The sequence below is a fragment of the Nonomuraea sp. NPDC003709 genome (genome assembly GCF_040610775.1).
GTDB classification, from domain to species: Bacteria; Actinomycetota; Actinomycetes; order Streptosporangiales; family Streptosporangiaceae; genus Nonomuraea; species Nonomuraea angiospora_A.
Genome location: NZ_JBEXMW010000023.1, coordinates 143,014 through 169,904, shown reverse-complemented (window position 1 = coordinate 169,904; position 26,891 = coordinate 143,014). Strand labels below are relative to the sequence as shown.

Sequence of the window (26,891 nt, the reverse complement as noted above, 5' to 3'; positions counted from 1 at the left end):
AAGCCCAACCGAACCGGCGCTACGGCCCTGACGAGCCGTACTCGCGCCACTCCCGATCCACCCGCAGGACGGCCCGACGAGCGGCCCACCACGGGAGCAGCGCCCCCACGACCAGCCACCCCAACGCCCCGGCGGGGACGGCGGCGATGAAGGCGCCGAAGACGACCTCCACCGCACCGAGAGGTCGCGGCGCCAGGCGGCCACGGGCGTCCAGCCAGATCCGGGCGGTCGTGTCCGAGACCCGGTCCAGCGGCCCGCGGGCCCAGCCGCTGTGCCGCCCGCCGTCCCAGACCACGTGCGACACGATGGCCCGCTCCTCGACGATCCGCGCGACGACCTGCCGGTGCGTGGCCCGGTAGGCGTCGATCTCGCGTACGAGCGACCCGGCCGCCGGCAGCCCGGCGAGACAGCCGGCCAGGAGCGTGACCAGCGCCGTCACACCGTGCACCCGATGGCCCCGTCCCGCCCACGCCCACTCCCCCGTGGGCCTCATGAGACGCGGAACCTCATCCGGCACACCACCGCGTCGGTACGCCGCCGCAGCGCCCTGGCCAGCACCGCGCCGCGCTGGTTCTGCAGCATCCGCTGCCAGGCGTGCTCCGGCTCGACCTCGGCGATGAGCACGAACACGTGCGGCTCGGGCACCTCGGCCAGGTAGGTGAGCAGCGGTTCGTCGAGCCGCCGGTGGGCGTCGAAGAGCTGCACCAGCTCCACGCCCGGGTCCCAGCGGTCCCAGTCGTCGACGAACGTCCGCGCCTGCCGCTCGTCCTCGGGGTGGGTGACGTTGACGGCCACCACCCGGTCCCCCAGCGACAGCGCCGCCGACAGGGCGTCGCGGGTCAGCCGGGTGACCGCGTGTACCGGCACCACCACCAGCGAACGGCGTGGCCGCGGCGGCGACGGCGTCCTGCCCAGCTCCAGCCGCCCGCCGATCCGCGCGTACGAGCGGTTGACCCACTCCATGCCGGCCACCATCAGCGGCAGCGCCACCACGATCAACCAGCCGCCCTCACCGAACTTCGAGCCCGTCACCACGATCGCGGCCACGAAGGTCAGCAGCGCGCCGAACCCGTTCAGCCCGGCCCGCCACCGCCACCCGGCGGGCCGCTCGCCCACCCAGTGCCGGACCATGCCGGCCTGCGACAGCGTGAACCCGACGAACACCCCGATCGCGAACAGCGGCACCAGCAGATTCATCTCGCCGCCCGCCACGATCAGCAGCAGGGCGCTGGTGACGGTCAGGAACGCGATGCCGTAGCGGTGCACCTGGCGGTCGGCGCGCAGGGCGAAGAAGTGCGGCAGGTTGTTGTCGCGGGCCAGCAGCTCGGCCAGCACCGGCAGGCCGCCGAAGGAGGTGTTCGCGGCCAGCGCCAGCAGCACCACGGTGGCGAACTGCACCACGTAGAACAGCGGCCCGTCCCCGAGCGAGGCCCGCGTGACCTGGGCGAGCACGGTCACCCCGTCCGCCGGGGCGATGGCGAACTTCTCGATCAGCGCGGCGATGCCCAGCAACATGACCGCCAGCAGGGCGCCCAAGGCGACCTCGGCCCGCTGCGCCCGCCGTACGCGGGGCTTCCTGAAGGACGGCACGGCGTTGGCGATGGCCTCCACGCCGGTCAGCGACGCGCAGCCGTTCGCGAACGCCTTCAGCAACAGCAGCACCCCGACCGTCTGCAGGCCGCTCACCTGGTGGGAGACGTCCACGGCGGGTTCGCGGCGGATGAGCCCGGCCACGACGACGAGCAGGATCGCGCCCACGTAGATCACGGTCGGGGCGATGAACGCGCGGGCGCTGTGCGCGATCCCGCGCAGGTTGACCGCCGTCACGAGAGCGAGCACGGCCAGGCACAACCACACCGTGTACGGCAGCAGCTCGGGGAAGGCCGAGGTGAGCGCGGCCACCCCGGCGGCGACCGAGACGGCGACGTTGAGCACGTAGTCGATGACCAGGGAGGCCCCCGCCACCAGGGAGGCCCGGCGGCCGAGGTACGTCCTGGCCACCCCGTACGCGCCGCCGCCGTCGGGGAAGGCGGCGATGACCTGCCGGTAGGAGAGGGTGAGCACGGCCAGCAGGCCCGCGATGGTCAGCGTGACCGGGATGGTGAAGCCGAGCCCGGCGCCGCCCGCGAGGGCGAGCACCAGCACGATCGCCTCGGGCCCGTACGCCACCGACGCCATCGCGTCCAGGGACAGCGCGGCCAGACCGCCGACGACGGACAGGCGATGCCGTTCGCCGGTATCGGCAGGCTCCTTGGCGGGGGGAGTTTTCACGATGGACATGGAGAACATGCTGATCCGACGGACTCCCAGGGGCGTCCATATATACGCATTTAAGACGCGAAACGCCCCAATACCTATGTGAAACCGACGGGGACGCTCGGCCTGGCGCAGCACCTCCCGGGTCAGCGGCGGGACGTCACCGCCGCCGAAGACCAGGTACCGCAGCATGGCCGCGACCGGGGAACTCCGAGGCGCGCTCGAAGCGGCGCGTAGAGATGCCGTCAAAAATCAGGCTCCGGCCGTATGGAAGCCGTCAAGAAAGGAAAAACGCCCCAAATCTCGGGGTTTGCTGGCCTTGGCGCCGCCCGAGATGGGCGCGGCCCAACCAACATGTCCAGATTGAGGAGTGGGGATGGCTGACGTCATCTTCGTCGCCCTGACGATCGCGATCTTCGTGATCTTCGGGCTCGTGGTGAAGGCGGTGGAGCGGCTGTGAGTGCCGTCAACGCCGCCGGCCTGATCGTGGTCGCCGGTCTGGTGATCTTCATGGTCGTGGCCCTGCTGTTCCCGGAGCGTTTCTGATGAGCACGACCGTCGCAGGGATGATCTTCATCGTCTCCCTGATCGCCGCTCTGGCCCTGGTGCACAAGCCGTTCGGCGACTACATGCACCGGGTCTACACGAGCGCCAAGCACAACGCCGTCGAGCGCGTGATCTACCGGCTGCTCGGGGTGCGCGCGGACGCCGAGCAGAGCTGGGGCGTCTACGCCCGCAGCCTGCTGGCGTTCTCGCTGGTCTCGATCCTGTTCGTGTACGCGATCCAGCGGCTGCAGGACAAGCTGCCGCTCAGCGTCGGGATGAAGCCGGTCACCGACCACATCGCCTGGAACACGGCGATCAGCTTCGTCACCAACACCAACTGGCAGGCCTACTCCGGCGAGTCCACGATGGGCCACCTGACCCAGATGGCCGCGCTGGCGGTGCAGAACTTCGTGTCGGCGTCGGTGGGCATGGCCGTGGCCATCGCCCTGGTGCGCGGGTTCGCCCGGCGCACCTCCGACACCATCGGCAACTTCTGGGTGGACCTGGTCCGCGGTTCGCTGCGGATCCTGCTGCCGATCGCCTTCGTCGGCGCTCTGGTGCTGGTGGCCGGCGGGCTGATCCAGAACTTCTCCGGCCCACACGAGATCACCACGCTGACCGGCGGCACCCAGCCGATCACCGGCAGCCCGGTGGCCTCGCAGGAGGTCATCAAGGAGCTGGGCACCAACGGCGGCGGCTTCTACAACGCCAACTCGGCCCACCCGTTCGAGAACGCCACCACCTGGACGAACTGGCTGGAGATCTTCCTGATCCTGGTGATCCCGTTCACGCTGACGCGCACCTTCGGCAAGATGGTCGGGCAGGTCAGGCAGGGGTACGCGATCCTCGCCGTGATGGGCGTGATCGCGCTGGCCAGCGTGCTGCTCACCAACGTCTTCGAGCTGGGCGGGCACGCTACCGTGCCGCAGGCCGTCGGGGCGGCGATGGAGGGCAAGGAGGTCCGCTTCGGCGTCTCCGACTCCGCCACCTTCGCCGCCGCCACCACGCTGACCAGCACCGGCGCGGTCAACTCCGTCCACGACTCCTATACGCCGTTCGGCGGCATGATGACGCTGTTCAACATGATGCTGGGCGAGGTCGCGCCCGGCGGGGTCGGCTCCGGCCTGTACGGCATGCTGATCCTGGCCGTGGTCACGGTGTTCGTGGCGGGTCTGATGGTCGGCCGCACCCCCGAATACCTGGGCAAGAAGATCAGCTCGCGCGAGATCAAGCTGGCCTCCCTGTACTTCCTGGTCACGCCGGTGCTGGTGCTGGTCGGCACGGCATTCGCGATGGGCTCGGCGCAGCAGCGGGCGAGCATGCTGAACTCGGGCCCGCACGGCCTGTCCGAAGTGCTGTACGCGTTCACCAGCGCCTCCAACAACAACGGCTCCGCCTTCGCCGGGATCACCGTCAACACACCCTGGTACGACGTGGCGCTCGGCCTGTGCATGGCGTTCGGCCGGTTCCTGCCGATCATCCTGGTGCTGGCGCTGGCCGGATCGCTGGCCGCGCAGTCGCCGGTCCCCGAGAGCGCCGGCACGCTGCCGACGCACCGGCCGCAGTTCGTCGGCATGGTCGTCGGCGTGACGATCATCCTGGTCGCCCTCACCTTCCTCCCGGCGCTCGCGCTCGGCCCCATCGCAGAAGGACTGTCCTGACATGTCATCCCCCGCGCTCAAGACAGCGGAGCGGAACGGCCGCGTGGGCGGCGGTCTGCTCGATCCGAAGCAGCTGCTGAGGTCGCTGCCGGACGCGCTGAAGAAGCTCAACCCGGCCACGCTGTGGCGCAACCCGGTGATGCTCATCGTCGAGGTCGGCGCCGCGTTCACCACCGTGCTGGCGATCCTCGACCCGTCGTTCTTCGCCTGGGCCATCGTGGTCTGGCTCTGGCTGACCGCCGTCTTCGCCAACCTGGCCGAAGCCGTCGCCGAGGGGCGCGGCAAGGCGCAGGCGGCCACGTTGCGCAAGGCCAAGACCGACACCCGGGCCCGCCGCCTCAAGAGCCGCACCTCCACGGACTGGGACGTGGTCGGCGCGCCCGAGCTGCGGCAGGGCGACTTCGTGATCGTCGAGGCCGGGGAGACCATCCCCGGCGACGGCGACGTGGTCGAGGGCATCGCGTCGGTGGACGAGTCGGCCATCACCGGCGAGTCCGCCCCGGTGATCCGCGAGTCCGGCGGCGACCGCTCGGCGGTCACCGGCGGCACCAAGGTGCTGTCCGACCGGATCGTCGTCCAGATCACCCAGAAGCCCGGCGAGAGCTTCATCGACCGCATGATCGCCCTGGTCGAGGGGGCGAACCGGCAGAAGACGCCGAACGAGATCGCCCTCAACATCCTGCTGGCCGCGCTGACGATCATCTTCCTGGTGGCCACCGTCACCATGCAGCCGCTGGCCATCTACTCCAAGCTCATCAACCCCGGCGTGCCGGACTCGCTCGCGCTGAACGCCGACGGCGTCACCGGCGTGGTGCTGGTCTCGCTGCTGGTGTGCCTGATCCCGACCACGATCGGCGCGCTGCTGTCGGCGATCGGCATCGCGGGCATGGACCGCCTGGTCCAGCGCAACGTCCTGGCCATGTCCGGCCGCGCGGTCGAGGCCGCCGGGGACGTGTCCACGCTGCTGCTGGACAAGACCGGCACGATCACCCTGGGCAACCGCCAGGCGTCGGAGTTCGTCCCCGTGAACGGCGTCACCGAGGCCGAGCTCGCGGAGGCGGCGCAACTGTCCAGCCTGGCCGACGAGACCCCCGAGGGCCGCTCGATCGTCGTCTTCGCCAAGCAGCGCTACGGCCTGCGCGAGCGGGAGATCCACGGCGCCGAGTGGGTGCAGTTCACCGCCCAGACCCGCATGTCCGGGGTCAACCTGGGCGAGCGGCAGGTCCGCAAGGGCGCGGCGACCGCGGTGATGAAGTGGGTCCGCGACCGGGGCGGCCACCCCACCGACGAGGTCGGGCACATCGTGGACGGCATCTCCGGCTCCGGCGGGACTCCGCTGGTCGTCGCGGAGAAGGGCCGCGTGCTCGGGGTGATCCACCTCAAGGACGTGGTCAAGCAGGGCATGCGCGAACGCTTCAACGAGATGCGCCGCATGGGCATCCGCACCGTCATGATCACCGGCGACAACCCGCTGACCGCCAAGGCCATCGCGGACGAGGCCGGCGTGGACGACTTCCTGGCCGAGGCCACCCCCGAGGACAAGCTCGCCCTGATCAGGAAGGAGCAGCAGGGCGGCCGCCTGGTCGCGATGACCGGCGACGGCACCAACGACGCCCCCGCCCTGGCCCAGTCGGACGTCGGCGTGGCGATGAACACCGGCACCTCGGCCGCCAAGGAGGCCGGGAACATGGTCGACCTCGACTCCAACCCGACCAAGCTGATCGAGATCGTCGAGATCGGCAAGCAGTTGCTCATCACCCGCGGCGCGCTGACCACGTTCTCCATCGCCAACGACATCGCGAAGTACTTCGCGATCATCCCGGCCATGTTCGCGGCGGTCTACCCGGGCCTGGACGCCCTGAACGTCATGCGCCTGGCCAGCCCGCAGTCGGCGATCCTGTCCGCGGTCGTGTTCAACGCCCTGGTCATCATCGCGCTGATCCCGCTGGCGCTGCGCGGCGTCCGGTACCGGCCCTCCAGCGCCTCCAAGCTGCTCTCCCGCAACCTGTATGTCTACGGCCTGGGCGGCATCGTCGCGCCGTTCGTCGGCATCAAGATCATCGACCTGTTCATCCAGTTTCTTCCGGGGATGTCGTAATGGACCGTCTACCCAGCTGGCTGCGCCGGCATCTGGCCGCGATCAGGGCCGTGGCCGTCCTGACCGTGCTGCTCGGCCTGATCTATCCGCTGGCCACGACCGGGATCGCGCAGGCGCTGTTCAACGGCAAGGCCAACGGCTCGATCGTGCGGGCCGGAGGCAAGGACGTGGGCAGCGCGATCATCGGCCAGTCCTTCACCGACACCGACGGCAAGGCGGTCAAGAAGTACTTCCAGTCCCGCCCGTCGGCCGCCGGCGACGGCTACGACCCGACCTCGACCGGGGCCAGCAACCTCGGTCCCGAGGACGTCGTCGATGTGCTGCCGGTGCCGGGCGCCGAGGGCAGGCAGTCGCTGCTGACCCGGGTGTGCGCCCGGTCCAAGGCGGTCGGCGAGCTGGAGGGCGTCAGCGGCGCCCGCCCGTACTGCACCGCCGACGGGGTCGGCGCGGTGCTGAAGGTCTTCCCCGACCGGGCGGTCAGCGTCAACCAGGCCTGCCCGGCCACCCCCTTCGTCGCCACCTACCAGGGGTTGAAGGTGGAGTGCGCCAAGCCGGGCGAGGACTACGCCGCCGGCCGGACCGTGCCCGTGCGCGGCGAGGTGAGCCGGGTGCCGGTGCCCGCGGACGCGGTGACCGCGAGCGGATCGGGCCTGGACCCGCACATCTCCGTCGCCTACGCCGAGCTCCAAGCTCCCCGGGTGGCCAAGGAACGCGGCCTGGCCCTGGACAGGGTCAAGGCGCTCATCGACGAGAACACGACCGGCCGGGTGCTCGGCTTCATGGGCGAACCCGCCGTCAATGTCCTCGAACTCAACCTGGCGCTGGATCGGTCATGAGCCGGGGCCGCCTGCGGGTCTACCTCGGGGCGGCGCCCGGGGTCGGCAAGACGTACGCGATGCTCAGCGAGGGCCGTCGCGGCACGGAGCGCGGCCGGGACGTGGTCGTGGGCTTCGTCGAGACCCACGGCCGCGCCCGCACGGCGGCCCTCCTGGAGGGCATGGAGGTGATCCCGCGCAGGACGCTGGTCTATCGCGGGGCCACCTTCACCGAGCTGGACGTGGACGCCGTCATCGAGCGCAAGCCGAAGATCGCGCTGATCGACGAGCTGGCCCACACCAACGTGCCCGGCTCCAGGAACGTCAAGCGCTGGCAGGACATCGACGACATCCTGGACGCCGGGATCGACGTCATCTCGACGGTGAACATCCAGCACCTGGAGTCCGTCAACGACGTCGTCCAGGAGATCACCGGAATCCCGCAGCGCGAGACCGTCCCCGACGAGGTGGTGCGCCGCGCCGACCAGGTCGAGCTGGTCGACATGTCGCCGGAGGCGCTGCGCCGCCGCATGGCCCACGGCAACGTGTACATGCCCGAGAAGGTCGACGCCGCCCTGTCGAACTACTTCCGCGTCGGCAACCTCACGGCCCTCCGTGAGCTCGCCCTTCTCTGGGTCGCGGGAAAGGTCGACGACCAGCTCGACCGCTACCGCGCCGAGCACGGCATCGCCACCACCTGGGACACCCGGGAACGCGTCGTGGTCGCACTCACCGGCGGCCCGGAAGGCGACACGCTGGTACGCCGGGCGGCCCGCGTCGCCGCCCGCACCAAGGGCGCCGACCTGCTGGCCGTCCACGTCACCAGCGCCGACGGACTGGCCGGCGGCGACCCGGCCAACCTGGCCCGCCAGCGCACGCTGGTCGAGAGCATGGGCGGCACCTACCACCAGGTCGTCGGCGACGACATCCCCCAGGCGCTGCTCGACTTCGCCCGCGGCGTCAACGCCACCCAGCTCGTCCTCGGAGCGTCGCGGAGAGGCCGCTTCGCGCAGATCTTCTCCCGGGGCGTCGGCGTGGAGACCACGGCCCTGTCCGGCTCCATCGACGTCCACATGATCACCCACGAGGAGGTCAAGCAGGGGCGCAGGCGTCCCGAACGCTCGCGGGCCGCGTTGACCAGGAAGCGCCGCCTGACCGGCTGGGCGCTGGCGGTGGCCGGGATGCCGCTGCTCACGGCCCTGCTCGCGCCGTTCAGGGACGTGCTGTCGCTGCCCAGCGAGATCCTGTTCTTCCTCTGCCTGACCGTCGGGGTCGCGCTGGCCGGTGGCATGTGGCCGGCCGTCACCGCGGCCGTCGGCGGGTCGCTGCTGCTCAACTGGTACTTCACGCCGCCGCTCGGCGAGTTCACCATCAACGATCCGGAGAACCTGTTCGCGCTGGTCGTGTTCGTGCTGGTCGCGGCAGCGGTCAGCTCGATCGTGGACCTCGCCGCCCGCCGTACCAGACAGGCCGCCCGCGCGAGCGCGGACGCCGAGGCGCTGTCCACGCTGGCCGGGCACGTGCTGCGTGGCGAGGCGGCGCTGCCGTCGCTGCTCGGCCGCCTGCGCGAGACGTTCGGGCTGGACTCGGTCACTCTGCTCGAACGCCTCGCCGAGCCCACCCCGGACGACCAGTCCGAGCCCGCCGCCTGGCGCATCATCGCCACCACCGGCCAGACCCCGTGCACCAACCCCGGCGCGGCCGACACGGACGTGCAGATCAACGACCGGCTCGTGCTCGCCGCCCGCGGCCGGCTGCTGGACGCCAGCGACCGGCGGGTGCTGGAGGCGTTCGCCGCCGAAGCCGCCGTCGCGCTGCGGCAGGAACGCCTGGAGGAGGAGGCCGGGCAGGCCAAGCCGCTGGCCGAGGCCGACAAGATGCGCACCGCCCTGCTGGCCGCCGTCAGCCACGACCTGCGCACCCCGCTGGCCGCCGCCAAGGCCTCCGTCGACAGCCTGCGCAGCGCCGACGTCGACTGGTCTCCCCAGGACCGCGACGAACTGCTCGACACCGCCCATGAATCACTGGGCCGGCTCGACCGGCTGGTGGAGAACCTGCTCGACATGAGCCGCCTGCAGGCCGGAGTGCTCGGCCTGTCACTCCAGCCGGTCGCCCTGGAAGAGGTCGTGCCGCGGGCGATCGACGACCTCGGATCGCTGCGCGACCGCGTCGAGGGCGACATCTCCATCGAACTCCCCGAGATCGTCGCCGACCCCGCCCTGCTGGAGCGCGTCCTGGTCAACCTGATGACCAACGCCGTCCGCTACAGCCCCGCCGGCCGGAAGGTGCTCATCACCGCCAGCTGGCACGACGAGCAGGTGGAGATCCGCGTCATCGACCGCGGCCCCGGCATCCCGCCCGAGGCCCGCGACCGGGTCTTCCAGCCGTTCCAGCGGCTCGGCGACCGCGACAACGGCACGGGCGTCGGCCTCGGGCTCGCGCTCTCCCGCGGCCTGACCGAGGCCATGGGCGGCACGCTCATACCGGAGGAGACACCAGGGGGAGGTCTCACCATGACCGTCCAGATGCCCATCTCATCCCAGGCGGTGACAGTATGACCAAGATCCTCGTCGTCGACGACGAACCGCAGATCCTGCGGGCCCTGCGCATCAACCTGGCCGCCCGCCAGTACGAGGTCGCCGTCGCCGAGAACGGCTCCTCCGCGCTGCGCGAAGCCGCCGAATGGCATCCCGACCTCGTCGTGCTCGACCTCGGCCTGCCCGACATCGACGGCGTCGACGTCATCCACGGCCTGCGCGGCTGGACCCGCATCCCGATCGTGGTGCTGTCCGGCCGGGCCGGGAACCAGGACAAGATCGACGCTCTGGACGCCGGCGCCGACGACTACGTGACGAAACCGTTCAGCATCGAGGAGTTCCTGGCCCGCATCCGGGCCGTCTCCCGCCGCGCCGCCCTCCACGAGGCCGAGCTGGCCAGCATCCAGATCGGCGACCACACGGTCGACCTCGTCGGCAAGACCATCTCGGGTGGCCAGCGGCTCACCCCCACCGAATGGCACATCCTGGAGATCCTGCTGCGCAACCCCGGCAAGCTCATCCCCCAGCGCTACCTGCTGACGGAGGTGTGGGGCAGCAAGCACGTCAAGGAGACCCACTACCTGCGCCAGTACATGGCCCAGTTGCGCAAGAAGTTCGAACGCGACCCGGCCCACCCGGTCCACCTGATCACCGAGCCGGGCATGGGCTACCGCTTCACCCCATGACGCGGCTCGGAGTTGACAACAGGCGATCTCCTGCAACACTCTTTCACTATTCGAATAGAGAAAGGGTGTTGCGGTGATCGAGTTCCACCTCGACCGCGGCTCGGGAGTGTCGACCTACCTCCAGCTCGTCCACCAGGTCAAGCAGGCTCTCAGGCTCGGCACGCTGCGGCCGGGCGACCAGCTGCCCACCGCCCGCGAGGTGGTCGAGAGCCTGGCCATCAACCCCAACACCGTGCTCAAGGCCTACCGCGAGCTGGAGCGGGACGGTCTGGTCGAAGGGCGGCCGGGCATGGGGACATTCGTGCTGCAGAGCGTCACGGGCGCGACGCTCGTCGCGCACACCCGATTGCGGCGCGACCTGGAGAGGTGGGTACGCGAGGCGCGCGAGGCCGGGCTCGACCAGGAGGACCTGAGGGCGCTGGTCACCGTTGTCCTCGCCGACTCCCAGAAGGCCGACTCCCAGAAGGCCGACTCCCAGAAGGCCGGCCCCGGGAAGGGCGCGAAGGAAGGGGCGGCGTGAGGCCGGCATGCTCAAGCCCACGTGCGGCAGCGTCGTGGTGCACGGCGAGGTGGCGTTCGTGGCCCAGGACAGGCCGCTGACCGAGAGGTTCACCGCCGCCGAGATGCTCGCCTTCGGCCGCCGGGTGAACTCCCGCTTCGACGACGGCGCCGCCCGTGACCGGCTCGGCCGGCTGGGTGTGCCGCTGGATCGGAAGGTGGGCGTCCTGTCCGGCGGGCAGCGGGCGCAGGTGGCGATCACGCTGGCGATGGCCCGGCGGCCCGACCTTCTCGTGCTGGACGAGCCGCTGGCCAACCTCGACCCCCTAGCCAGGCACGATGTGATGCGCTCGATCATGGCGGAGGTGGCCGAGCGGGAGCTGACCGTGCTGCTGTCCTCGCACGTGGTCGCCGACATCGAGGAGACCTGTGACTGGCTGGTCATGCTGAACGACGGTCAGGTGCAGGTGAGCGGCGACATCGAGGAGTTACTGGCCGGCCATTACGTCCTCACCGGGTCCACCGAGCCGGCCGGGCCGATGGCGGCCGGGGCCGCGGTCGTGAGCGCGAACCGTGCCGGGAGGCAGGCCGAGCTCCTCGTCAGGGGCGAGCCCGCCCCCCACCCGCGCGGGCAGGCGCGGCGGGCCGGGTTGGCCGATCTCGTCATGGGATATCTGCGCAGCCCCGAGTCGGCGGCGCTGCCCGGCCCGGAGCACGTGATCCGGAGGTAGCGCACGGACGGGCCAGGCTGCTGCGATCCCCCTTTTGTGTGACATCCGGACGCCCGGGGGCGACACGTACGGTTCGGCTATGGCACACCCTTCCTGGGCTCCGAGCCGGCGCATGGCCCCGCGTACCCCCTATGAGGAGGTTGTCGCGGACATCTGGCGCGACATCCTCGGCTCTCCGCACCTGAGCGTGTTCGACGACTTCTTCGAGCTGGGCGGGCACTCGCTGCTGGCGCCCAAGGTGGTGGCGCGGATCAGGAAGATCCTGGGTGTGCGGGTCTCGGTGAAGGAGTTCTTCGCCGCCCCCACCGTGGCCGGGCTGGCGGCGGTGGTGGCCGCGCGCTCGTCGTCGGAGGGTTCCGCCGTCGAGCCGCGTACGGCTGAGGCCGAGCCGGTGTTGTCGTTCGACCAGGAGCGGTTGTGGCTGGAGAACCAGCTCCGGCCGGGTACCGCCTACAACGTGCACGGGCGGCGGCGGCTGGTGGGGCCACTCGACGTGGCGGCGATGGAGGCGAGCATCCGCGCGATCCTGGCCCGGCACGAGACGCTGCGTACCCGCTTTCCGACCGTGGATGGGCGGCCGGTCCAGGTGGTGGACGATCTCGGTGCCGACTGGAGGCTGGAGGTCGTCGAGGGCGCCGATCTCGACGAGGCGCGCCGGCTGGCGGACGAGCAGGCGACCACTCCGTTCGATCTGGCGCGGGGGCCGTTGTTCCGGTGCCTGCTGGTCAAGCTGAGCGACACCGAGCACGTGCTGGCCGTCACGATGCACCACATCGTCTCCGACGCCTGGTCGGTCGGGCTGTTCGTGCGTGAGTTGTCGGCGTTGTACGAGGCCGGCGGCGACGTGGAGCGGGCGGAGCTGGCCGAGCTGCCGATCCAGTACCGGGATTACGCGGTGTGGCAGCGGGCGGCGCTTGCGGGCGAGGCGCTCCAGCGGGAGGTGGGCTACTGGCGCGAGCATCTGGCCGACGCGCCACCGCCGCTGGCGTTGCCGCGGGCGCGCCGGTTCTCGCCGGCCAGGGGAGCGCGGGGTGAGCGGCTGCGGTTCGATCTGTCGCCGCAGGAGACCGGCGAGTTGCACGAGTTGTGCCGCAAGCACGGTGTGACGCCGTTCATGGTGCTGCTGGCGAGCCTGGCCACCACGCTGGGCCGCTGGTCCGGGCAGCGGGACGTGGTGATCGGCGTGCCGGTCGCCGGGCGTACGGACGAGGGCACCGATCGGTTGATCGGGTTCTTCGTCAACACGCTGCCGTTCCGGGTGGACCTGTCGGGCGAGCCGACGTTCGCCGACCTGCTGACCCGGGTGCGCCAGGTCGCGCTGGACGGGTACGCGCACTCCGACGCGCCGTTCGACGTGCTGGTGAAGGAGCTGCGGGTGCCACGGGACCCGGGCCGGACGCCGCTGTTCCAGGTGCTGCTCAACGTGATCGGGAGTCCGGTGGCGGAGGAGATCACCGGCGTCGCGGTCGAGCCGATGGAGATGCCCGCGCTGGACAGCAAGTTCGATCTCATGATCAGCGCGCAGGAGGTCGGGGAGGCGCTGCAGATCCACCTCGAGTTCAACGCCGAGCGGTACCGGTCGGCGATGATGCGGGTGTTGATGGAGCAGCTGCGGGTGTTCCTGCACGCCGTGGTGGAGGATCCCGGCCGGGGGCTGCTGGACTACCCGCCGGACGCGGCCGGGAAGACGGCCGCCGGTGACTGGCCTGCCGTGGCGCCGCATCTGGCGGTGGACTGGTTCGCGCAGGGGCGGGATCGGGTCGCGGTGATCGACCGGGACGGCGAGCGGAGCTACCGGTGGATCAGCCGCGCGGCCGATCGGGTGGCTCGCGTGGTGTCGGAGCGTGCGGCGTCGCAGATGGAGCACTTCGGGGTGGTACGGCGAGCCTCGGCGGCCTTCGTGGCGGCGGTCCTCGGATGCGGGAAGGCAGGCGTGACCTTCTCCGTGATCGAGGAGGCGGGGCCGGTCGCGGCACGGTATCTCGGGGTTTCCACGGTGGTGGACGTGCTCCCGGGCAGCGACGTGGATGTCGATCTGAGCCCGATCTTCGCCGAAATATCCGGCGACGACGGCGAAAGTGTGACCGGAGACGCGGACGGGCCGGATCCGGGGCGGCCGGAGGACGGGAAGCCGGGTCAGGAAAGGCCGGACGCACGGCCGGAGGTTGACTGGGCGGTGCGGAGGTTCGGGCTGGAGGAGGATGACCGGTTCGCGGTGTTGTCGGCCCTGCCCGGTCACCTGGTGTCGGCGATGTCCAGCGCGTTCGGCGCCGGAGCGGCGCTGCTGCTGCCGGAGCGCGGCGACCTGTCCCTGCTGAGGGAACACGCGGTCACGGTCGCCTACCTGACCCCGGCGATCCTGCGCGGTCTGGACGCTGCCAGCGAGACGCTCCCGGCGCTCCGCCACGCGTTCGTGGAGAACTCCGGCGACCTGATCTCCCACGACCTGGTGGCGCTGCGCCGCCTGTCGCCCGGATGCCGGGGTGTCGGCGTCTACCGGGTGGGCCGCGACGGGCGGCCGGTCGCCGTCTATCCGGTCCCGGCCGGCTGGCAGCCGCAGAACGCAGGCGTGCGGGTGCCGCTGAGCGGCGGTCCGGCCGACGACCGGGCCGAGCTGCGCCACGCCGGCGATCAGCTCGCCGCCGTGGGCGAGGTGGCCGAGCTCTGCTCCGGCTCCCAGCACTTCGGCGACCTGGCCCGCCGCTGGATCGACGGCACGCTGGAGTTCGTCGGCCGGGCGGACGCCGATCCCGTCGAGACGCTGGCCGCGCTGCGCGACGGCCCGGACATCCAGGACGCGCTGGTGACCGAGCATGTCGCGGCGGACGGCAGGATCGTGCTGGTCTGCTACCTCACCGGCCCCGACCCGGCGCTCGGCACCGTCAAGATCCGGCAGTACCTCCTCACGGTGCTGTCCGACGCCTTGATGCCCGAGCACCTGTTCATCCTGGATGAGCTGCCCCGCACCCGCGACGGCGACTACGACCTCGACGCACTCCCCGTCCCCGACGAGGACGGCGACCCGGTCGACGACTATGCGCCGCCGAGCACGCCGATCGAACACCGTCTCGTCGCGATCTTCGAGGAGCTGCTCAGCGTGGAGCGGGTCGGCGTCCACGACACGTTCTTCGAGCTGAGCGGCTTCTCGTTGCTGGCCACCCAGCTCGCCTCGCGCATCCGTGACACGTTCGGCATCGAGCTGTCGCTGCGGGACGTCTTCGGCTCGCCGACGGTGGAGAGCCTGGCCCAGCTGATCGTCCGCGCTCAGGGAGAGCTGTACGGCGCCGACGACCTCGAAGCGCTGCTGAACGAGATCGAGTCGGCAGGACCGGGAGCTTGAGGACGATGACCCAGGAAACCGAGCACCACACGCCGCTGGGCGCGACGGGCTGGATGCTGTGGCGCGAATGCGCGCTGCGCAGCACGGGGTTCCCGGCCGCGTGGTTCGCCGAGCTGTGCGACGCCGAGCTGGCCGCCGCGGCGGACCACCTGGATGAGCGCGCTCCGGCCACCCAGCAGCAGTGGGAGAAGGTCTGGGCCGCCGCCACCGACCGGCTGACCGCCGTCATGCGCCGGGCGTCCACCGATCCCCTGTTCCGCGAGGCGGTGGCCTGGCAGAACCCGCAGGTCGTCCGGGTCTGCCTGGACAAGGTGGCCGCCGGGGAGCCGCGCTCGCACCGCGAGGGCCGCCGCCACGAGCTCACCATCACGACGTACCTGCAGCGCTACTCCCTCAAGAACGACACCGTCGGCTTCTTCGGCCCGCTCGGCTGGGCCCGGATCGGCGCGGATGACACCGGCCTGGAAATGACTCCGGGGCCCGGGTTGCTGTCCCGGCGCACCGCCTACTTCGAGGGCTGGGCTATCGACGCCGTGGCGGAGACGCTCGCGGCACGTCCCGAGGTGTGGCCCTGGCTGCGTCCCACGACGGACGCGGCGGCGACGCTCACCGGAGGGGTGCTGCGGCTGCCGTTCCGCAAGCCGGTCCCGCTGCGGGCCGCCGAGCTGCGGGTCCTCGGACGCTGCGACGGCCGCCGCACCGTGCGCGACCTCGCGGGCGACCCGCCGGATCCGGCGATCGTCGCCGTCCTGCTACGGCTGTGCGAGCTCGGCGCGGTGCACGTCGACCTGAACGGCAAGCTGGTCTCCTGGCCCGAGCGGGAGCTGGCCGAGCGCATCGACCTGATCGCCGACGCCGCGGTACGCGCCCGCGCCCGGTCCTCGCTGGACGAGCTGGTCGGCGCGCGTGACGCCGTGTCGGCCGCGGCGGGCGACGCGGAGCGGCTCATGGCGGCGCAGGGTGAGCTGGCCGAGACGTTCGAGCGGATCACCGGCCGGCAGGCCACCCGCCGCTCCGGTGGCGTGTACGCCGGCCGTACCCTCGTCTATGAGGACACCGTCCGCGACCTCGACGTGCGGCTGGGACGGAGGGTGACCGACGCGCTGGCCGCGCCGCTCGGACTCATGCTGGACAGCGCGAGGTGGCTGACCGATGCCGTCGCCGAGCGCTACGAGGCCCGGGCGCGCGAGTCGTTCGACCGCGAGACGGCCCGCACGGGCTCTGCCACGATGCCGCTGCTGCAACTGCTGACCTCGGTCATGCCGGAGCTGGGCAGGCTCACGCTGACGCCGGGGTCGGAGATCGTGGACGAGGTCGTGGAGGAGTTCCGGCGGCGCTGGCGGCGGGTGATCGAGGTGCCACCGGAGGAGTTCGGCTCGACGCGGGAGCTCCGGTTCACCGCCGGGGAGCTCGCCGGCCGGGTGGCCGCGGAGTTCGCCACGGGCGTGCCGCGCTGGAGCGCCGCGCACTGGTTCTCGCCGGACCTCATGCTCCTCACCGCCGACGAGGACGCACTGGCCCGCGGCGACGTGGACTTCGTGCTCGGCGAGCTGCACTGCTCGGCCAACACGCTGGAGAACAAGGTATTCGTCAACCAGCACCCGGACCCGCGCCGCCTGCACGAGGCCGCCGTCGCCAGCGGCCTGGACGAGCGCGTGGTGGTCGTCCCGCGCGCCGACTCGCCGCTGGCCACCACGCGGATGTCGCGCGCCGACGAGATGATGCTGTCCGGCTACACCTACCTGTGCATCGGCGCCGAGTCGTTCGAGCCGCCACCGGAGTCTCCGCTGGTCTCCGTGCTGGACCTGGTGGTGGAGCGGCGCGGGGACGACCTCGTCGTGCGGCATCGCTCCGGGCCCGGCCGCGAGCACACGTTCACGGAGGCCGCGGGCGACCTGTTCAGCTCGCTGGTCGTCGACGCGTTCAAGCCGTTCGGCGGCGCGGCGCACAGCCCGCGCATCACCGTCGACCGGCTGGTCGTCAATCGCGAGGCGTGGACGTTCCCGGCCGCCGACGTGGCCTGGGCCTTCGTCAAGGACGAGCGGCGGCGTTACGTGCAGGGACGACGCTGGCGCGCTCAGCATGGCCTGCCGGAACGCGGCTTCGTCCGGGTGCCGACCGAACGCAAGCCGATGGCCGTGGACTTCAGGAGCCTGTCGCTGGTGAACCTGCTCGGCAAGTCCATCCGCCGCAGCGCCGAAACCGGGTCCGGTACGGTCACGATCTCGGAGATGCTGCCGGACATCGACCGCCTGTGGCTGCGCGACGCCCGCGGCGCCCGTTACACCGCCGAGCTGCGCATCGTCGCGATGAAGCGCCCTTAGGGGTACGGCAGGGCAGCCCGGTCGACCTTGCCGGTGGTGGACAGCGGAATCGCCGGCAGGGTCTCGTACCGGGCGGGCACCATGTAGGCGGGCAACACCGTCCCGCACTCGTCCCGCACCAGCTTGGGGTCATAGCCGTCGCCCGCCACCACATAGGCGATCAGGAGATCCCCGAGCGTGCGATCGGCGACCAACCGCACCACCGCGTCCCGGACCCCCGTGCACCCGCGCAACACCGTCTCGATCTCCCCGAGCTCGACGCGCAGCCCGCGCAGCTTCACCTGCCGGTCGGCCCGCCCGAGGTACTGCAACTCGCCGTCACCCGTACGGCGGGCCAGATCCCCCGACCGGTACCAGCGAACGCCGTCCGCGACGACGAACCGCTCGGCCGTCAGGTCGTCACGGCCCAGGTACCCCACGCCGACCCCGCCGCCGGACACCCACATCTCGCCGGCCTCGCCGTCCGGCACCGCCGCGCCGTACGCGTCGCGGAGCACGACGTCCAGGTGCGGGAGCGGACGGCCGATCGGCGAGCGGTCGGGGCCCCGCAACGCCGTCTGGTCGAGCTCCTTGAAGGTGACGTGCACGGTGGTCTCGGTGATCCCGTACATGTTGACCACGACCGGCCTGCCGTCCTCGGGCAGCGCGTCCAGGAAGGCGGCGGTGACGTCCAGGTCCACGGCGTCCCCGCCGAAGATCACATAGCGCAGCGGCAGCGGCGGCCGTCCCGCGTCGGCGTGCGTCTCCACCAGCACGCGGAACACCGGCGGCACCTGGTTGAGCACGCTCACCCCCTCCCGGATCAGCAGCTCCAGGAACTCCACCGGGTCCACGGAGGTCTCGGCGTCCACGATCACCAGGGTCGCGCCGGTGGCCAGCGCCCCCCACAGCTCCCACACCGAGAAGTCGAAGTTGATCGAGTGGAACAGGGTCCACCGGTCGTCGGCCCCGACGTCGAACAGCGGCAGCGCGGCGTCGAGCAGGCTCAGCACGTTCGCGTGGGTGAGCACGCAGCCCTTCGGCCGCCCGGTGGAGCCGGAGGTGTAGATCACGTAGGCGAGGTCGCCGGGGGTCAGCGCGGGCAGCCCGTCCGCCGGTGCCGGCTCGTGGCCCCAGACCGGCACGTCGCCGCCCACCGTGTGCCGAATCCCGGATTCGCCCACCATGAGCCGCAGCCGCTCGGCCGGATACCGCGGATCGAGCGGCACATACGCCGCGCCCGCCAGCAGGATCCCGAGCACCGCCACCGGAACGTCGGCCGACCGGCTCACCCGCAGCCCCACCAGCTCCCCGCGCCGCACACCCCGGCGTACGAGCTCGGCGGCGAGCCCCCGGGCCGCGGCGTCCAGCTCCGCGTAGGTCAGGCGCTCCGCGCCGCAGACGACCGCGATCCGGTACGGCTGCCGCGCGCACACCTCCGCGAACAACGCGGGAAGCGAGTCGTTCACAGGAGCACCCCGTCACCCGTCACCAGCTCCGCCACCGACATCCCCGGCCGCGCGACGACCGCCCGCAGCAGCGTGAGGTAGCGATCCAGCATCCCGCGCACGGTCGCCGCGTCGAACAGATCCGTGCTGTACTCCAGCAACACCGTGATCGTCTCCTCACGCGGCCCGGAGCCCGCGTCCTGGAAGCGGTCCTCGGCATGCGGGATGATCACCGCGTTCAGGTCGAACTTGGCCGAGCGGTTGTGCGCGTTCAGCACCTCCAAGCGCACGTCGGGCAGCTGCAGTCTCGGCATCGGCGTGTCGAGGAAGCTGAACATCACCTGGAACAACGGCGTGTGGCTCAGGCTCCGCGCCGGTCGCAGGTGCTGGACGAGCTTCTCGAACGGCATGTCCTGGTGCGCGTACGCCTCCAGGCAGGTGTCACGGACCCGCTCCAGCAGTTCCGGGAAGGCCGGGTCCCCGGACAGGTCCACCCGCAGCAGAACGGTGTTGATCATCATGCCGAGCAGGTTCTCCAGCTCGGCCCGCTGCCGGTTGGCGATACCGCTGCCGATGACGATGTCCTGCTGTCGGCTGTCGCCGTACAACAGCATCGCGAACACCGCGAACATGGTCATGAACAGGGTGGCGTCGTGGTCCCGCCCGAGCTCACGCAGTCGCCGCGCGAGGCCGTCCTCGATGACCAGGACCTCCTCACCGCCGCGCAACGTCGGCTCGGCGGGCCTGGGCCGGTCGGTGGTGAGTCGCAGCAGGGGCGGCGCGCCGTCGAGCCGGCCGCGCCAGAAGTCCAGCAGGGTCGTCAGCCGCTCCCCCGCGATCGCGCGGCGCTGCCAGTGCGCGAAGTCGGCGTACTGGACGGGCAGCTCGGGCAGGCGTGGCTCGCGGCCGGTGGCGTGCGCCTCGTACAGCTCCAGGAAGTCGCGCAGGAACACTCCTTGTGCCCAGCCGTCGTGGATCATGTGGTGCTCCACGACGACCAGCACGTACTCCTCGGCCGCCAGCCGGACCAGGGACACGCGGAGCAGCGGGCCCTCCGCCAGGTCGAACGGCTCCTGTCCCGCGGCCAGGATGTAGTCGCGGATCCAGGCGTCGCGCTCGTGCTCGGGCAGCCCGGTCCGGTCGAGCGTGGTCACCGGGATGCCGCGTGGCTCGTGCACGTGCTGCACCGGCTCGCCGTCGAAGTCGGGGAAGGTCGTGCGGAGGATCTCGTGCCTGACCTCCAGGTCGGCCAGCGCCCGGGTGACCGTCTCCAGGTTCACCTTGCCGTACAGGCGCATGGCCCGGGGGACGTTGTAATTGGTGCTGTCCGGCTCGACCTGCTGCAGGAACCAGATGCGTTCCTGGACGAACGACAGTGGCAGCGGCTGGTCCCGCAGGGCGGGCGGCACCGGCCCGGACCGGGTGGGCGCGGCGCCGGGAAGGCGGGCCGCGAGGGCCCCGAGCGTGGGCGACTCGAAGACCGCGCGCAACGGCAGGTCCAGCCCGAGGGTGTCGGCCACGCGGGCCAGCACCTTGGTGGCCTGCAGCGAGTGGCCGCCGAGCGCGAAGAAGTCGTCGTGCCGGCCCACCTCCGGCACTCCCAGCACCTCGCGCCAGATCTCCGCCAGCGCGCGCTCCTCCGGCGTCCGCGGCGGCTCGGCCGGGCCCTCCCGCACGGGGGCGGGATCGGCCATGGGCAGCCCGGCGTAGTCGATCTTGCCGTTGACGGTCCGGGGAAGCGTGGCCAAGGGGACATAGTGGGCCGGGACCATGTACCCGGGGAGGACGGCGCGCAGAGACGCGCGCAGTTCCTCGGCGGGCAGGGCAGGCGTCACGTAGGCGATCAGGTGCTCTCGCAGGGTCACCGCCGCGTCGGCGACGCCGGGCAGGCGGCGCAGCGCCGACTCGATCTCGCCGAGCTCGACGCGGTAGCCGTTCAGCTTGATCTGGCGGTCGGCACGGGCCACGAACGCCAGCGAGCCGTCCGGCAGGTGCCTGACCAGGTCGCCCGTCCGGTACAGCCGCCCGCCCGCGGGGCCGAACGGGTCGGCCACGAACCTCTCCGCCGTCAGCGCCGGCCGATGGAGATAGCCGTGGGCCAGCCCGATGCCACCCAGATACAGCTCACCCACCACACCGGCCCGCACCGGCCGGCACGCCTCGTCGAGCACGTAGGCGCGGGTGTTCGCGATCGGACGGCCGATGGGGGCCGCGGCGCCCGTCAGCTCGCCGGACGTGGCCACGATCGTGGCCTCCGTGGGCCCGTAGGTGTTGACCAGCCGCACCCGGTCGCCGGCCCGTCCCCGCCAGGCCGCGACCCGGTCCGGCAGCGCGCGCTCGCCACCGATGACGACGAGCCTCAGGGTTTCCGGCAGCACGGCTTCGCCGTCCTCCAGCGCTCCCACCAGGTCGTGCCAGAACGCGGTCGGCAGATCGAGCACGGTCACCGCCTCCGCCGCGCAGGCCCGCAGGAACCCGGCCGGGTCGGCCAGCATGCGGTCCGTGCGCAGGACCAGGCAGGCGCCCTGAGCCAGGGCGGGGTAGATCTCCTCGGCGCTGGCGTCGAACCCGATCGAGGCGAACTGGAGGATCCGGTCGGCCGGGCTGATCCCGTACATCCCGGCGGCGTGCAGCGTGTGATTGGTCAGGGCCGCGTGCGGGACCGCCACTCCCTTCGGCGTCCCCGTCGAGCCTGAGGTGTAGATCACGTATGCCGTGTCGGAGGGCTTCATCCGTGGCGGCGTCGTCGGCTGCCGCCGGATCTCCGGCCGGTCCGCGTCGAGCAGGATCACCGGAGCTTCCGGCAGCTTGTCTCTCAGGGCACGCTCGCTCAGCACGCCCGTCACGGAGGCGTCGGCGAAGGCGGTGGCGACCCGCTCCGGGGGGTTGAGGGGATCGAGCGGGACATAGGTCGCACCCGCCTTGACGACCGCGAGCAGCGCCTCGATCATGGCCGGGCCCTTGTCCAGATATATCCCCACCCGTGTTCCCGGGCTGACCCCCCTCTCGCCGAGCAGGTGCGCGAGCTGGTTGGCGCGCTCGTCCAGCTCCCGATAGGAGACCCGCTCGCCGCCCGCCACGACCGCCAGCGCGTCCGGCGTCCGGGCGGCCTGCCGTTCGAACAGCTCCGCCACGGTCGTGCTCGTGTCCACGGCGCGATCCGTGGCGTTCCACTCCCGCAGGACCCGCACGCGCTCGGCCCCCGTCGCGGGCAGCAGCGTGCCGAGCCGGGTCTCCGGATCGCCGGCGGCGGCCTCCAGCAGCGTCAGGAAGGTCTCCGCGAACCGCTCCGCGCCCGGGCCGTCGAACACGCTGGTCCGGTATCGGAGCAGGCCGCGGACCTCGCCGTCGATCTCGGACAGCGACACCTCCACGTCGAACGCGCTCTCCCGGGGTTCGATCGGCAGCGACTCGGCCACCAGACCGCCGCCGAAGGCTCTGCGCACCCCCGCGTGGCCGAGCAGCACCGCGGGGAAGCGCGCCAGGTCGGCGGCGTTCGGCTGGTTGAACACGAACATCGTCTGGAACAACCCGCGGCGCGCGTGCCGCTCGGCCAGGAGCGCGCTGGGCAGGCTCTGGTGCTCGATCGCGCCGATGACCTGGCTTCTGGTCTCCTTCAGCAGGTGCCGGAAGGTGAGCCTTCCGTCGGCGCGGCTTCTGATCGGCACCGGGTTCATGAGGTAGCCGACGATCTCCGCGAAACCCGGTCCGGTGCGGGCGGCCACCGGCGTGCCGACCACGATGTCGTCCTGGCCCGTCAGCCGGTGCAGCAGTGCCTGGAAACCGGCGAGCAGCAGCACGTTCAGCGTGACGCCTTCTTCCGCCGCGCATCGCTTCAGCCTGCCGATCAGCGCGCTGTCGATCCTGAAATGCCGGGCCTGACCGCGATCCGATGCGTTGTCCGCGTGCCACGACGCGAGCTCCAGCGGAGGAGCGCCTTCGCCGATCCGCCGGCTCCAGTAGCGATCCAGCTCACGTCCGGCCGGGCCGGCGAGCAGCGCGTCCTGCCACGCGAGCACGTCCGTGACGTCCGCGCCGGGCGGTGCGAGCTCGGCGGGCGGGCCGCCCGCCCGTTCCGTGTACAGCGCCGCGAGCTCACGGCCGAGGATCATCGTCGACCAGAAGTCCGTCACGATATGGTGCGCCGTCACCAGGACCACGTGCTCGTCGCTCGCGCGCCGGTACAGGCGCAGTCGCACGAGCGGGCCGGAGGCGAGGTCGAACGGCCGGTGGGCGTCCTCGGCCAGCCGCGCCCGCAGCGCCTCGTCGTCGAGCCCGTCGACCTCGACGTGCTCGAAGGCTCCCGGCAGGTGCGGCAGGGCCACCCGTACGGGCTCGCCGTCCTTGCCGGTGAAGGCCGCCCGCAGCGCGTCGTGCCGGGACACGAGCGCGTCGAAGGCCGCCCGCAGCGGGAGCGGGTCGAGCGGGCCGCTCAGCCGGAACGCCGCCACCGTGGTGTGCGCGGTGCTCTCCGGCGCCAGCTGCTGCAGGAACCACAGGGTGCGCTGGCCGGGGGTGAGCCGCGTCGTCGTCCCAGGCACCGCCGGTGCCGTGGTGTGCGGGTCCGGTACGGCCTCGCCGTCCGCGGACGCGGCGATCCGGGTGGCGACCTCGGACAGCGCGGCGCCGCTGAGGATGTCGGCGAGAGGCAGGCGCAACCCCAGCTCGGTCTCCACGTCCTGCTGGAGCTGCTGCGCGCCCAGCGAGTCCAGCCCGGCGGCCAGCAGCGGCAGGTCCGGCGTCAGGTCGTCGGCGGGCACGGCGCAGAGGGCGGCGAGCCGGGCGCGCAGGTAGTCCTGGACGGCCCCGGCACGCCGGTCGCCGGGCATGGCGAGCAGCGCCTCCCGGGTGAGACCGGCGGCGGACACGTCCATCGCGTCGGGGTCGCTTTCGCTTCTGCCGATCTCGGGCAGGTCTCCTGCCAGCAGTCGCTGACGGCAGGCGTCACGCCGTACCTTGCCGCTGGTGGTCTTGGGCAGAGCGCCCGCGGGGAGGACCACGACCAGGCCGGCGCTCACCCCGTGCTCCTCCGCGACCCGGTGGCGGATCGAGCGGGAGACGGCGGCGATGTCCACGTCACCGGCGTCCCTGGCGAGCTCGTACACCAGGGCCGGCCGGTCCTCGACGAGGAAGGCGGCGACCCCGCCGGGACGCACGGCGGCGTGGGCCCGCTCGGCGGTGGCCTCGAGGTCCTGAGGGTAGTGGTTGCGGCCCCGGATGATGATCAGGTCCTTGATCCGGCCGGTGACCACGAGCTCGCCGTCGCGCAGGAAGCCGAGGTCGCCGCTCCGGAGGTAGCCCGAACCAGAGGCGAGCTTCGCCTGGAAGACCTCGCGGCTCAGGTCGGGACGGGCCCAGTAGCCTCCTGCCACGCTGGGGCCGCGTACCCAGATCTCGCCGACCTGACCGGGCGGGCAGGGGCGGCAGGTGCCGGGGTCGACGATCTCGACGCTCTGGTCGGATGCGCTTCGGCCGCTGCTGACCCGGTCGTCCACGGAGTCGTCCACGGAGTCGTCCACGGGGGAGGCGAAGCCGCCGGTGACGATGAGCGTGGCCTCGGCGAGGCCGTAACAGGGGAAGAAGGACTCCTTGGAGAAACCGGCGGGTGCGAAGGCGTCGGCGAAGCGTTCGAGGGTGGCGCGGCGGATGGGTTCGGCGCCGTTGAAGGCGACCCGCCATGAGCTGAGGTCCAGGCGGTCCCGCTCGCTCGCCGTGGTCTTGCGCACGCACAGGTCGTAGGCGAAGTTGGGGCCGCCGCTGACCGTCACGCCCACCCGCGACAGCGTCTCCAGCCAGCTCAGCGGCCGCCGCAGGAAGTCGAGGGGAGACATGAGCCAGACGGGGAAGCCCGCGTAGAGCGGCTGGAGGAGACCGCCGATCAGGCCCATGTCGTGGTAGGGAGGCAGCCAGCTCATGCCGCGGCTGTCCTCGGTGGTGCCGAAGAACTCGTGGATGAGCCGGGAGTTGTGCAGCAGGTTGCCGTGAGAGAGGATCACGCCTTTGGGCTCGGCGGTGGAGCCGGAGGTGTACTGCAGCACGGCGGTGGAGGAAGCGGTCGCCTCGGGTGGCCGCCATTCGGCGGCGTCCGAGACATCTGCGTCGGTGGCGATCCAGGCCGGCTGCCCGGGCAGGCTGCCGGCCAGGGGCAGCAGTGGAGTGACGGTGAGCGCCGCGCGAGGGTCGGCGTCCGTGACGGTGGCGAGCAGGCGCGGCAGCGTGCGGTCCAGCCGGAGCGGGTCAGGAGGGAACGTGGGGACGGCGACCACACCGGCGTACAGGCAGCCGAAGAACGCCGCGAGGAAGTCCGCGCCGGGCGGGTAGAGCAGCAGCGCCCGGTCACCCTCGGCCAGGCCCGCCCGCCGCAGCCGGACCGCGATCGCGCGGGCCCGGAGGTCCAGCTCGCCGTAGGTGAGGGGGGTTTCGGCGCCGTCCTCGGCGAGGAAGACGTGACCGACCTGCTCGGGCCGGCGGGTGGCCCGCCACCGGAGCAGCCACGCCAGCGTCTCCACCTCGGCGACCGTGCGAACGTTGGGGAAGTCTCCTCTGGTCACTGGCCCTCTTACCTCCGCGGCGCGGGTTCAGTAGATGATGCGGTTGTCGGCAGCCGGCCGCCATGCGCGAGAGCCGCGAAGGTTGCGGGTGATGTTGAGGCGTTTGAGCCAGCGGTCGGACCCGTCATAGCGAGGACGGAAGGACTTGCGGCCGTGCACGGCCCGGAAGTTGTCGATGAACACACAGTCGCCGGGACGCAGGCTGACGTCCTTCATGTTGGCTTCGATCTGGTCGCACAACCCCTGGAAGGCGCGCAGCGACGCCTCGGACCAGCCCTCGGTCTTCATGTGGTACGGGTCGAGCGCCATGTACGGCTGCGCGCGGTCGCCGAACAGGACGGGCCGCCTGACCGGATCGTCGTTCCAGGACTGGATGAGCGCGAAGCTCCTGGCCCGGAGCCGGTCGATGGTCGGGTCGCCGGTGGACTCGGTGGCGTTCTGCGGCAGGTGCGAGTTGTCGGGCATCTGCGTGAACTCGGCGGCGAACAACGTCTCGACGTCGATGGCCGGCCAGTCGAGGTCGGCGGCGTCGCAGACCATGGTCTCGACGGCGTCGGGGTTCTTCAGGCACATGAGCGCCACGTAGTCGCCCCGGCAGGGGTGGAAGGCGTCCTCGGTGTGCCAGGACAGGTGCTGCAGGCTGTTGGAGCCGATCTCGTAGTGCTCGTGGCCCTTGATGGGGAGCACGTCGTGCATGATCCGGCCGTCCTGCTGGGTGGCCCAGCCGAACACGTCGCCGAGCACGGAGCCGCACAGGAGGAAGAACACCTCCTGGGGGAAGGCCGGGGAGTCGTACTGGCTGTCGCGCCAGTGCTCGGGGGTGTGCCCGAGCTGCGCCTCGTCGACGTCGAGCCCGGAGATCACGCACAGGGCCGAGGGTTCCCCGATCCGGTACTCCTCCAGGAACTCCAGCACGTGGACCGGCAAGGACCGGGCGAGCACCGGCGCCCGGCGGATCAGCTCGGGGTTCTCGACCGTGTCATAAGCCTTGGCGATCTCGGCGATCATCGGGGACAGCTCCGCGTTGTCCTCCGGTGTCAGCGTCAAACGGCGCACCGCGGTTCCCTTCCATGTCGGTGACATTCCGGAGTGTAGGAGCCATCCGCGTCCCGCATGGGTCCCCGTTAGAGGGGACATCCGGCCGAGCGGCGTCCTCGTTAGCTTTGCTGGTGGAGCGTAAGGAGAGGACTTCATGAACCCGTTCGATGACCCCGATGGCAGCTTCACGGTGCTCGTCAACGACGAGGACCAGCACTCGCTGTGGCCGGCGGCGCTGGACGTCCCCGCCGGGTGGCGGGTCGTGCACGGCGAGGACACGCGGCAGGCGTGCCTGGACTACATCGAGGCCAACTGGACGGACCTGCGCCCGCGCAGCGCCCGTCGCGAGCACCTCGCGAGTACCGCTCACGAGTAGGAGTGGC

16 protein-coding genes are annotated in these 26,891 nt (G+C 71.5%); 11 read left to right on the top strand and 5 right to left on the bottom strand.

Features of this window, described 5'->3' with window-relative positions; genetic code table 11:
- Nucleotides 1-19 precede the first annotated feature (19 nt).
- Both ABZX61_RS49400 and ABZX61_RS49395 read right to left on the bottom strand, forming a co-directional pair.
- Nucleotides 20-493: a hypothetical protein gene (locus ABZX61_RS49400; protein WP_355205870.1), complete on the bottom strand. Its 474-nt coding sequence runs from the start codon at nucleotides 491-493 to the stop codon at nucleotides 20-22.
- Nucleotides 490-2,280, bottom strand: coding sequence for an APC family permease (locus tag ABZX61_RS49395; RefSeq protein ID WP_355205867.1), 1,791 nt, complete (start codon nucleotides 2,278-2,280; stop codon nucleotides 490-492). The genes ABZX61_RS49400 and ABZX61_RS49395 overlap by 4 nt, the downstream gene beginning before the upstream one ends.
- A gap of 432 nt (nucleotides 2,281-2,712) precedes the next feature.
- On the opposite strand from ABZX61_RS49395, the gene kdpF reads away from it, so the two are divergent.
- The 10 genes from kdpF (at nucleotide 2,713) to ABZX61_RS49345 (ending at nucleotide 17,492) form a co-directional block, all read left to right on the top strand.
- Nucleotides 2,713-2,802: a K(+)-transporting ATPase subunit F gene (gene kdpF, locus ABZX61_RS49390; protein ID WP_350737184.1), complete on the top strand. Its 90-nt coding sequence runs from the start codon at nucleotides 2,713-2,715 to the stop codon at nucleotides 2,800-2,802.
- Entirely contained in the window at nucleotides 2,802-4,463 is a 1,662-nt protein-coding gene (gene kdpA, locus ABZX61_RS49385; RefSeq protein ID WP_355205864.1) for a potassium-transporting ATPase subunit KdpA, read from the top strand. Before kdpF ends, kdpA begins: the two co-directional genes overlap by 1 nt.
- 1 nt (nucleotide 4,464) lies before the next feature.
- A complete protein-coding gene (gene kdpB, locus ABZX61_RS49380; RefSeq protein ID WP_355205861.1) occupies nucleotides 4,465-6,561 on the top strand; it encodes a potassium-transporting ATPase subunit KdpB in 2,097 nt (698 codons plus the stop codon).
- Nucleotides 6,561-7,397: a potassium-transporting ATPase subunit C gene (locus ABZX61_RS49375; protein WP_355205858.1), complete on the top strand. Its 837-nt coding sequence runs from the start codon at nucleotides 6,561-6,563 to the stop codon at nucleotides 7,395-7,397. Before kdpB ends, ABZX61_RS49375 begins: the two co-directional genes overlap by 1 nt.
- Entirely contained in the window at nucleotides 7,394-9,934 is a 2,541-nt protein-coding gene (locus tag ABZX61_RS49370) for a DUF4118 domain-containing protein (protein ID WP_355205856.1), read from the top strand. Before ABZX61_RS49375 ends, ABZX61_RS49370 begins: the two co-directional genes overlap by 4 nt.
- Nucleotides 9,931-10,599, top strand: coding sequence for a response regulator (locus tag ABZX61_RS49365; RefSeq protein ID WP_350737198.1), 669 nt, complete (start codon nucleotides 9,931-9,933; stop codon nucleotides 10,597-10,599). The genes ABZX61_RS49370 and ABZX61_RS49365 overlap by 4 nt, the downstream gene beginning before the upstream one ends.
- Before the next feature lie 73 nt (nucleotides 10,600-10,672).
- Nucleotides 10,673-11,119 carry a GntR family transcriptional regulator gene (locus tag ABZX61_RS49360; protein ID WP_355205851.1) on the top strand — a complete coding sequence of 149 codons (447 nt, stop codon included), beginning with the start codon at nucleotides 10,673-10,675 and terminating at the stop codon, nucleotides 11,117-11,119.
- 7 nt (nucleotides 11,120-11,126) lie between these two features.
- Nucleotides 11,127-11,828: an ATP-binding cassette domain-containing protein gene (locus ABZX61_RS49355; RefSeq protein WP_355205848.1), complete on the top strand. Its 702-nt coding sequence runs from the start codon at nucleotides 11,127-11,129 to the stop codon at nucleotides 11,826-11,828.
- Between the two features lie 79 nt (nucleotides 11,829-11,907).
- Entirely contained in the window at nucleotides 11,908-15,168 is a 3,261-nt protein-coding gene (locus ABZX61_RS49350) for a condensation domain-containing protein (RefSeq protein ID WP_355205845.1), read from the top strand.
- Between the two features lie 5 nt (nucleotides 15,169-15,173).
- Nucleotides 15,174-17,492, top strand: coding sequence for a lantibiotic dehydratase (locus ABZX61_RS49345; RefSeq protein ID WP_355205842.1), 2,319 nt, complete (start codon nucleotides 15,174-15,176; stop codon nucleotides 17,490-17,492).
- On the opposite strand, the gene ABZX61_RS49340 is transcribed toward ABZX61_RS49345, so the two are convergent.
- The 3 genes from ABZX61_RS49340 to vioC are packed head-to-tail and all read right to left on the bottom strand — an operon-like array spanning nucleotide 17,489 to nucleotide 26,526.
- Nucleotides 17,489-18,940, bottom strand: a complete 1,452-nt coding sequence (locus tag ABZX61_RS49340) for an amino acid adenylation domain-containing protein (protein WP_355205839.1) — start codon at nucleotides 18,938-18,940, stop codon at nucleotides 17,489-17,491. The two genes, ABZX61_RS49345 and ABZX61_RS49340, sit on opposite strands and share 4 nt — an antisense overlap.
- Complete coding sequence (locus tag ABZX61_RS49335; protein ID WP_355205836.1) at nucleotides 18,937-25,470, bottom strand: amino acid adenylation domain-containing protein; 6,534 nt, start codon at nucleotides 25,468-25,470, stop codon at nucleotides 18,937-18,939. Before ABZX61_RS49335 ends, ABZX61_RS49340 begins: the two co-directional genes overlap by 4 nt.
- A gap of 27 nt (nucleotides 25,471-25,497) precedes the next feature.
- Entirely contained in the window at nucleotides 25,498-26,526 is a 1,029-nt protein-coding gene (gene vioC, locus ABZX61_RS49330) for an arginine beta-hydroxylase, Fe(II)/alpha-ketoglutarate-dependent (RefSeq protein WP_355205833.1), read from the bottom strand.
- 136 nt (nucleotides 26,527-26,662) lie between these two features.
- Between vioC and ABZX61_RS49325 the strand changes: the two genes are divergently transcribed.
- Nucleotides 26,663-26,884 carry an MbtH family protein gene (locus ABZX61_RS49325; RefSeq protein WP_355205830.1) on the top strand — a complete coding sequence of 74 codons (222 nt, stop codon included), beginning with the start codon at nucleotides 26,663-26,665 and terminating at the stop codon, nucleotides 26,882-26,884.
- Nucleotides 26,885-26,891 lie beyond the last annotated feature (7 nt).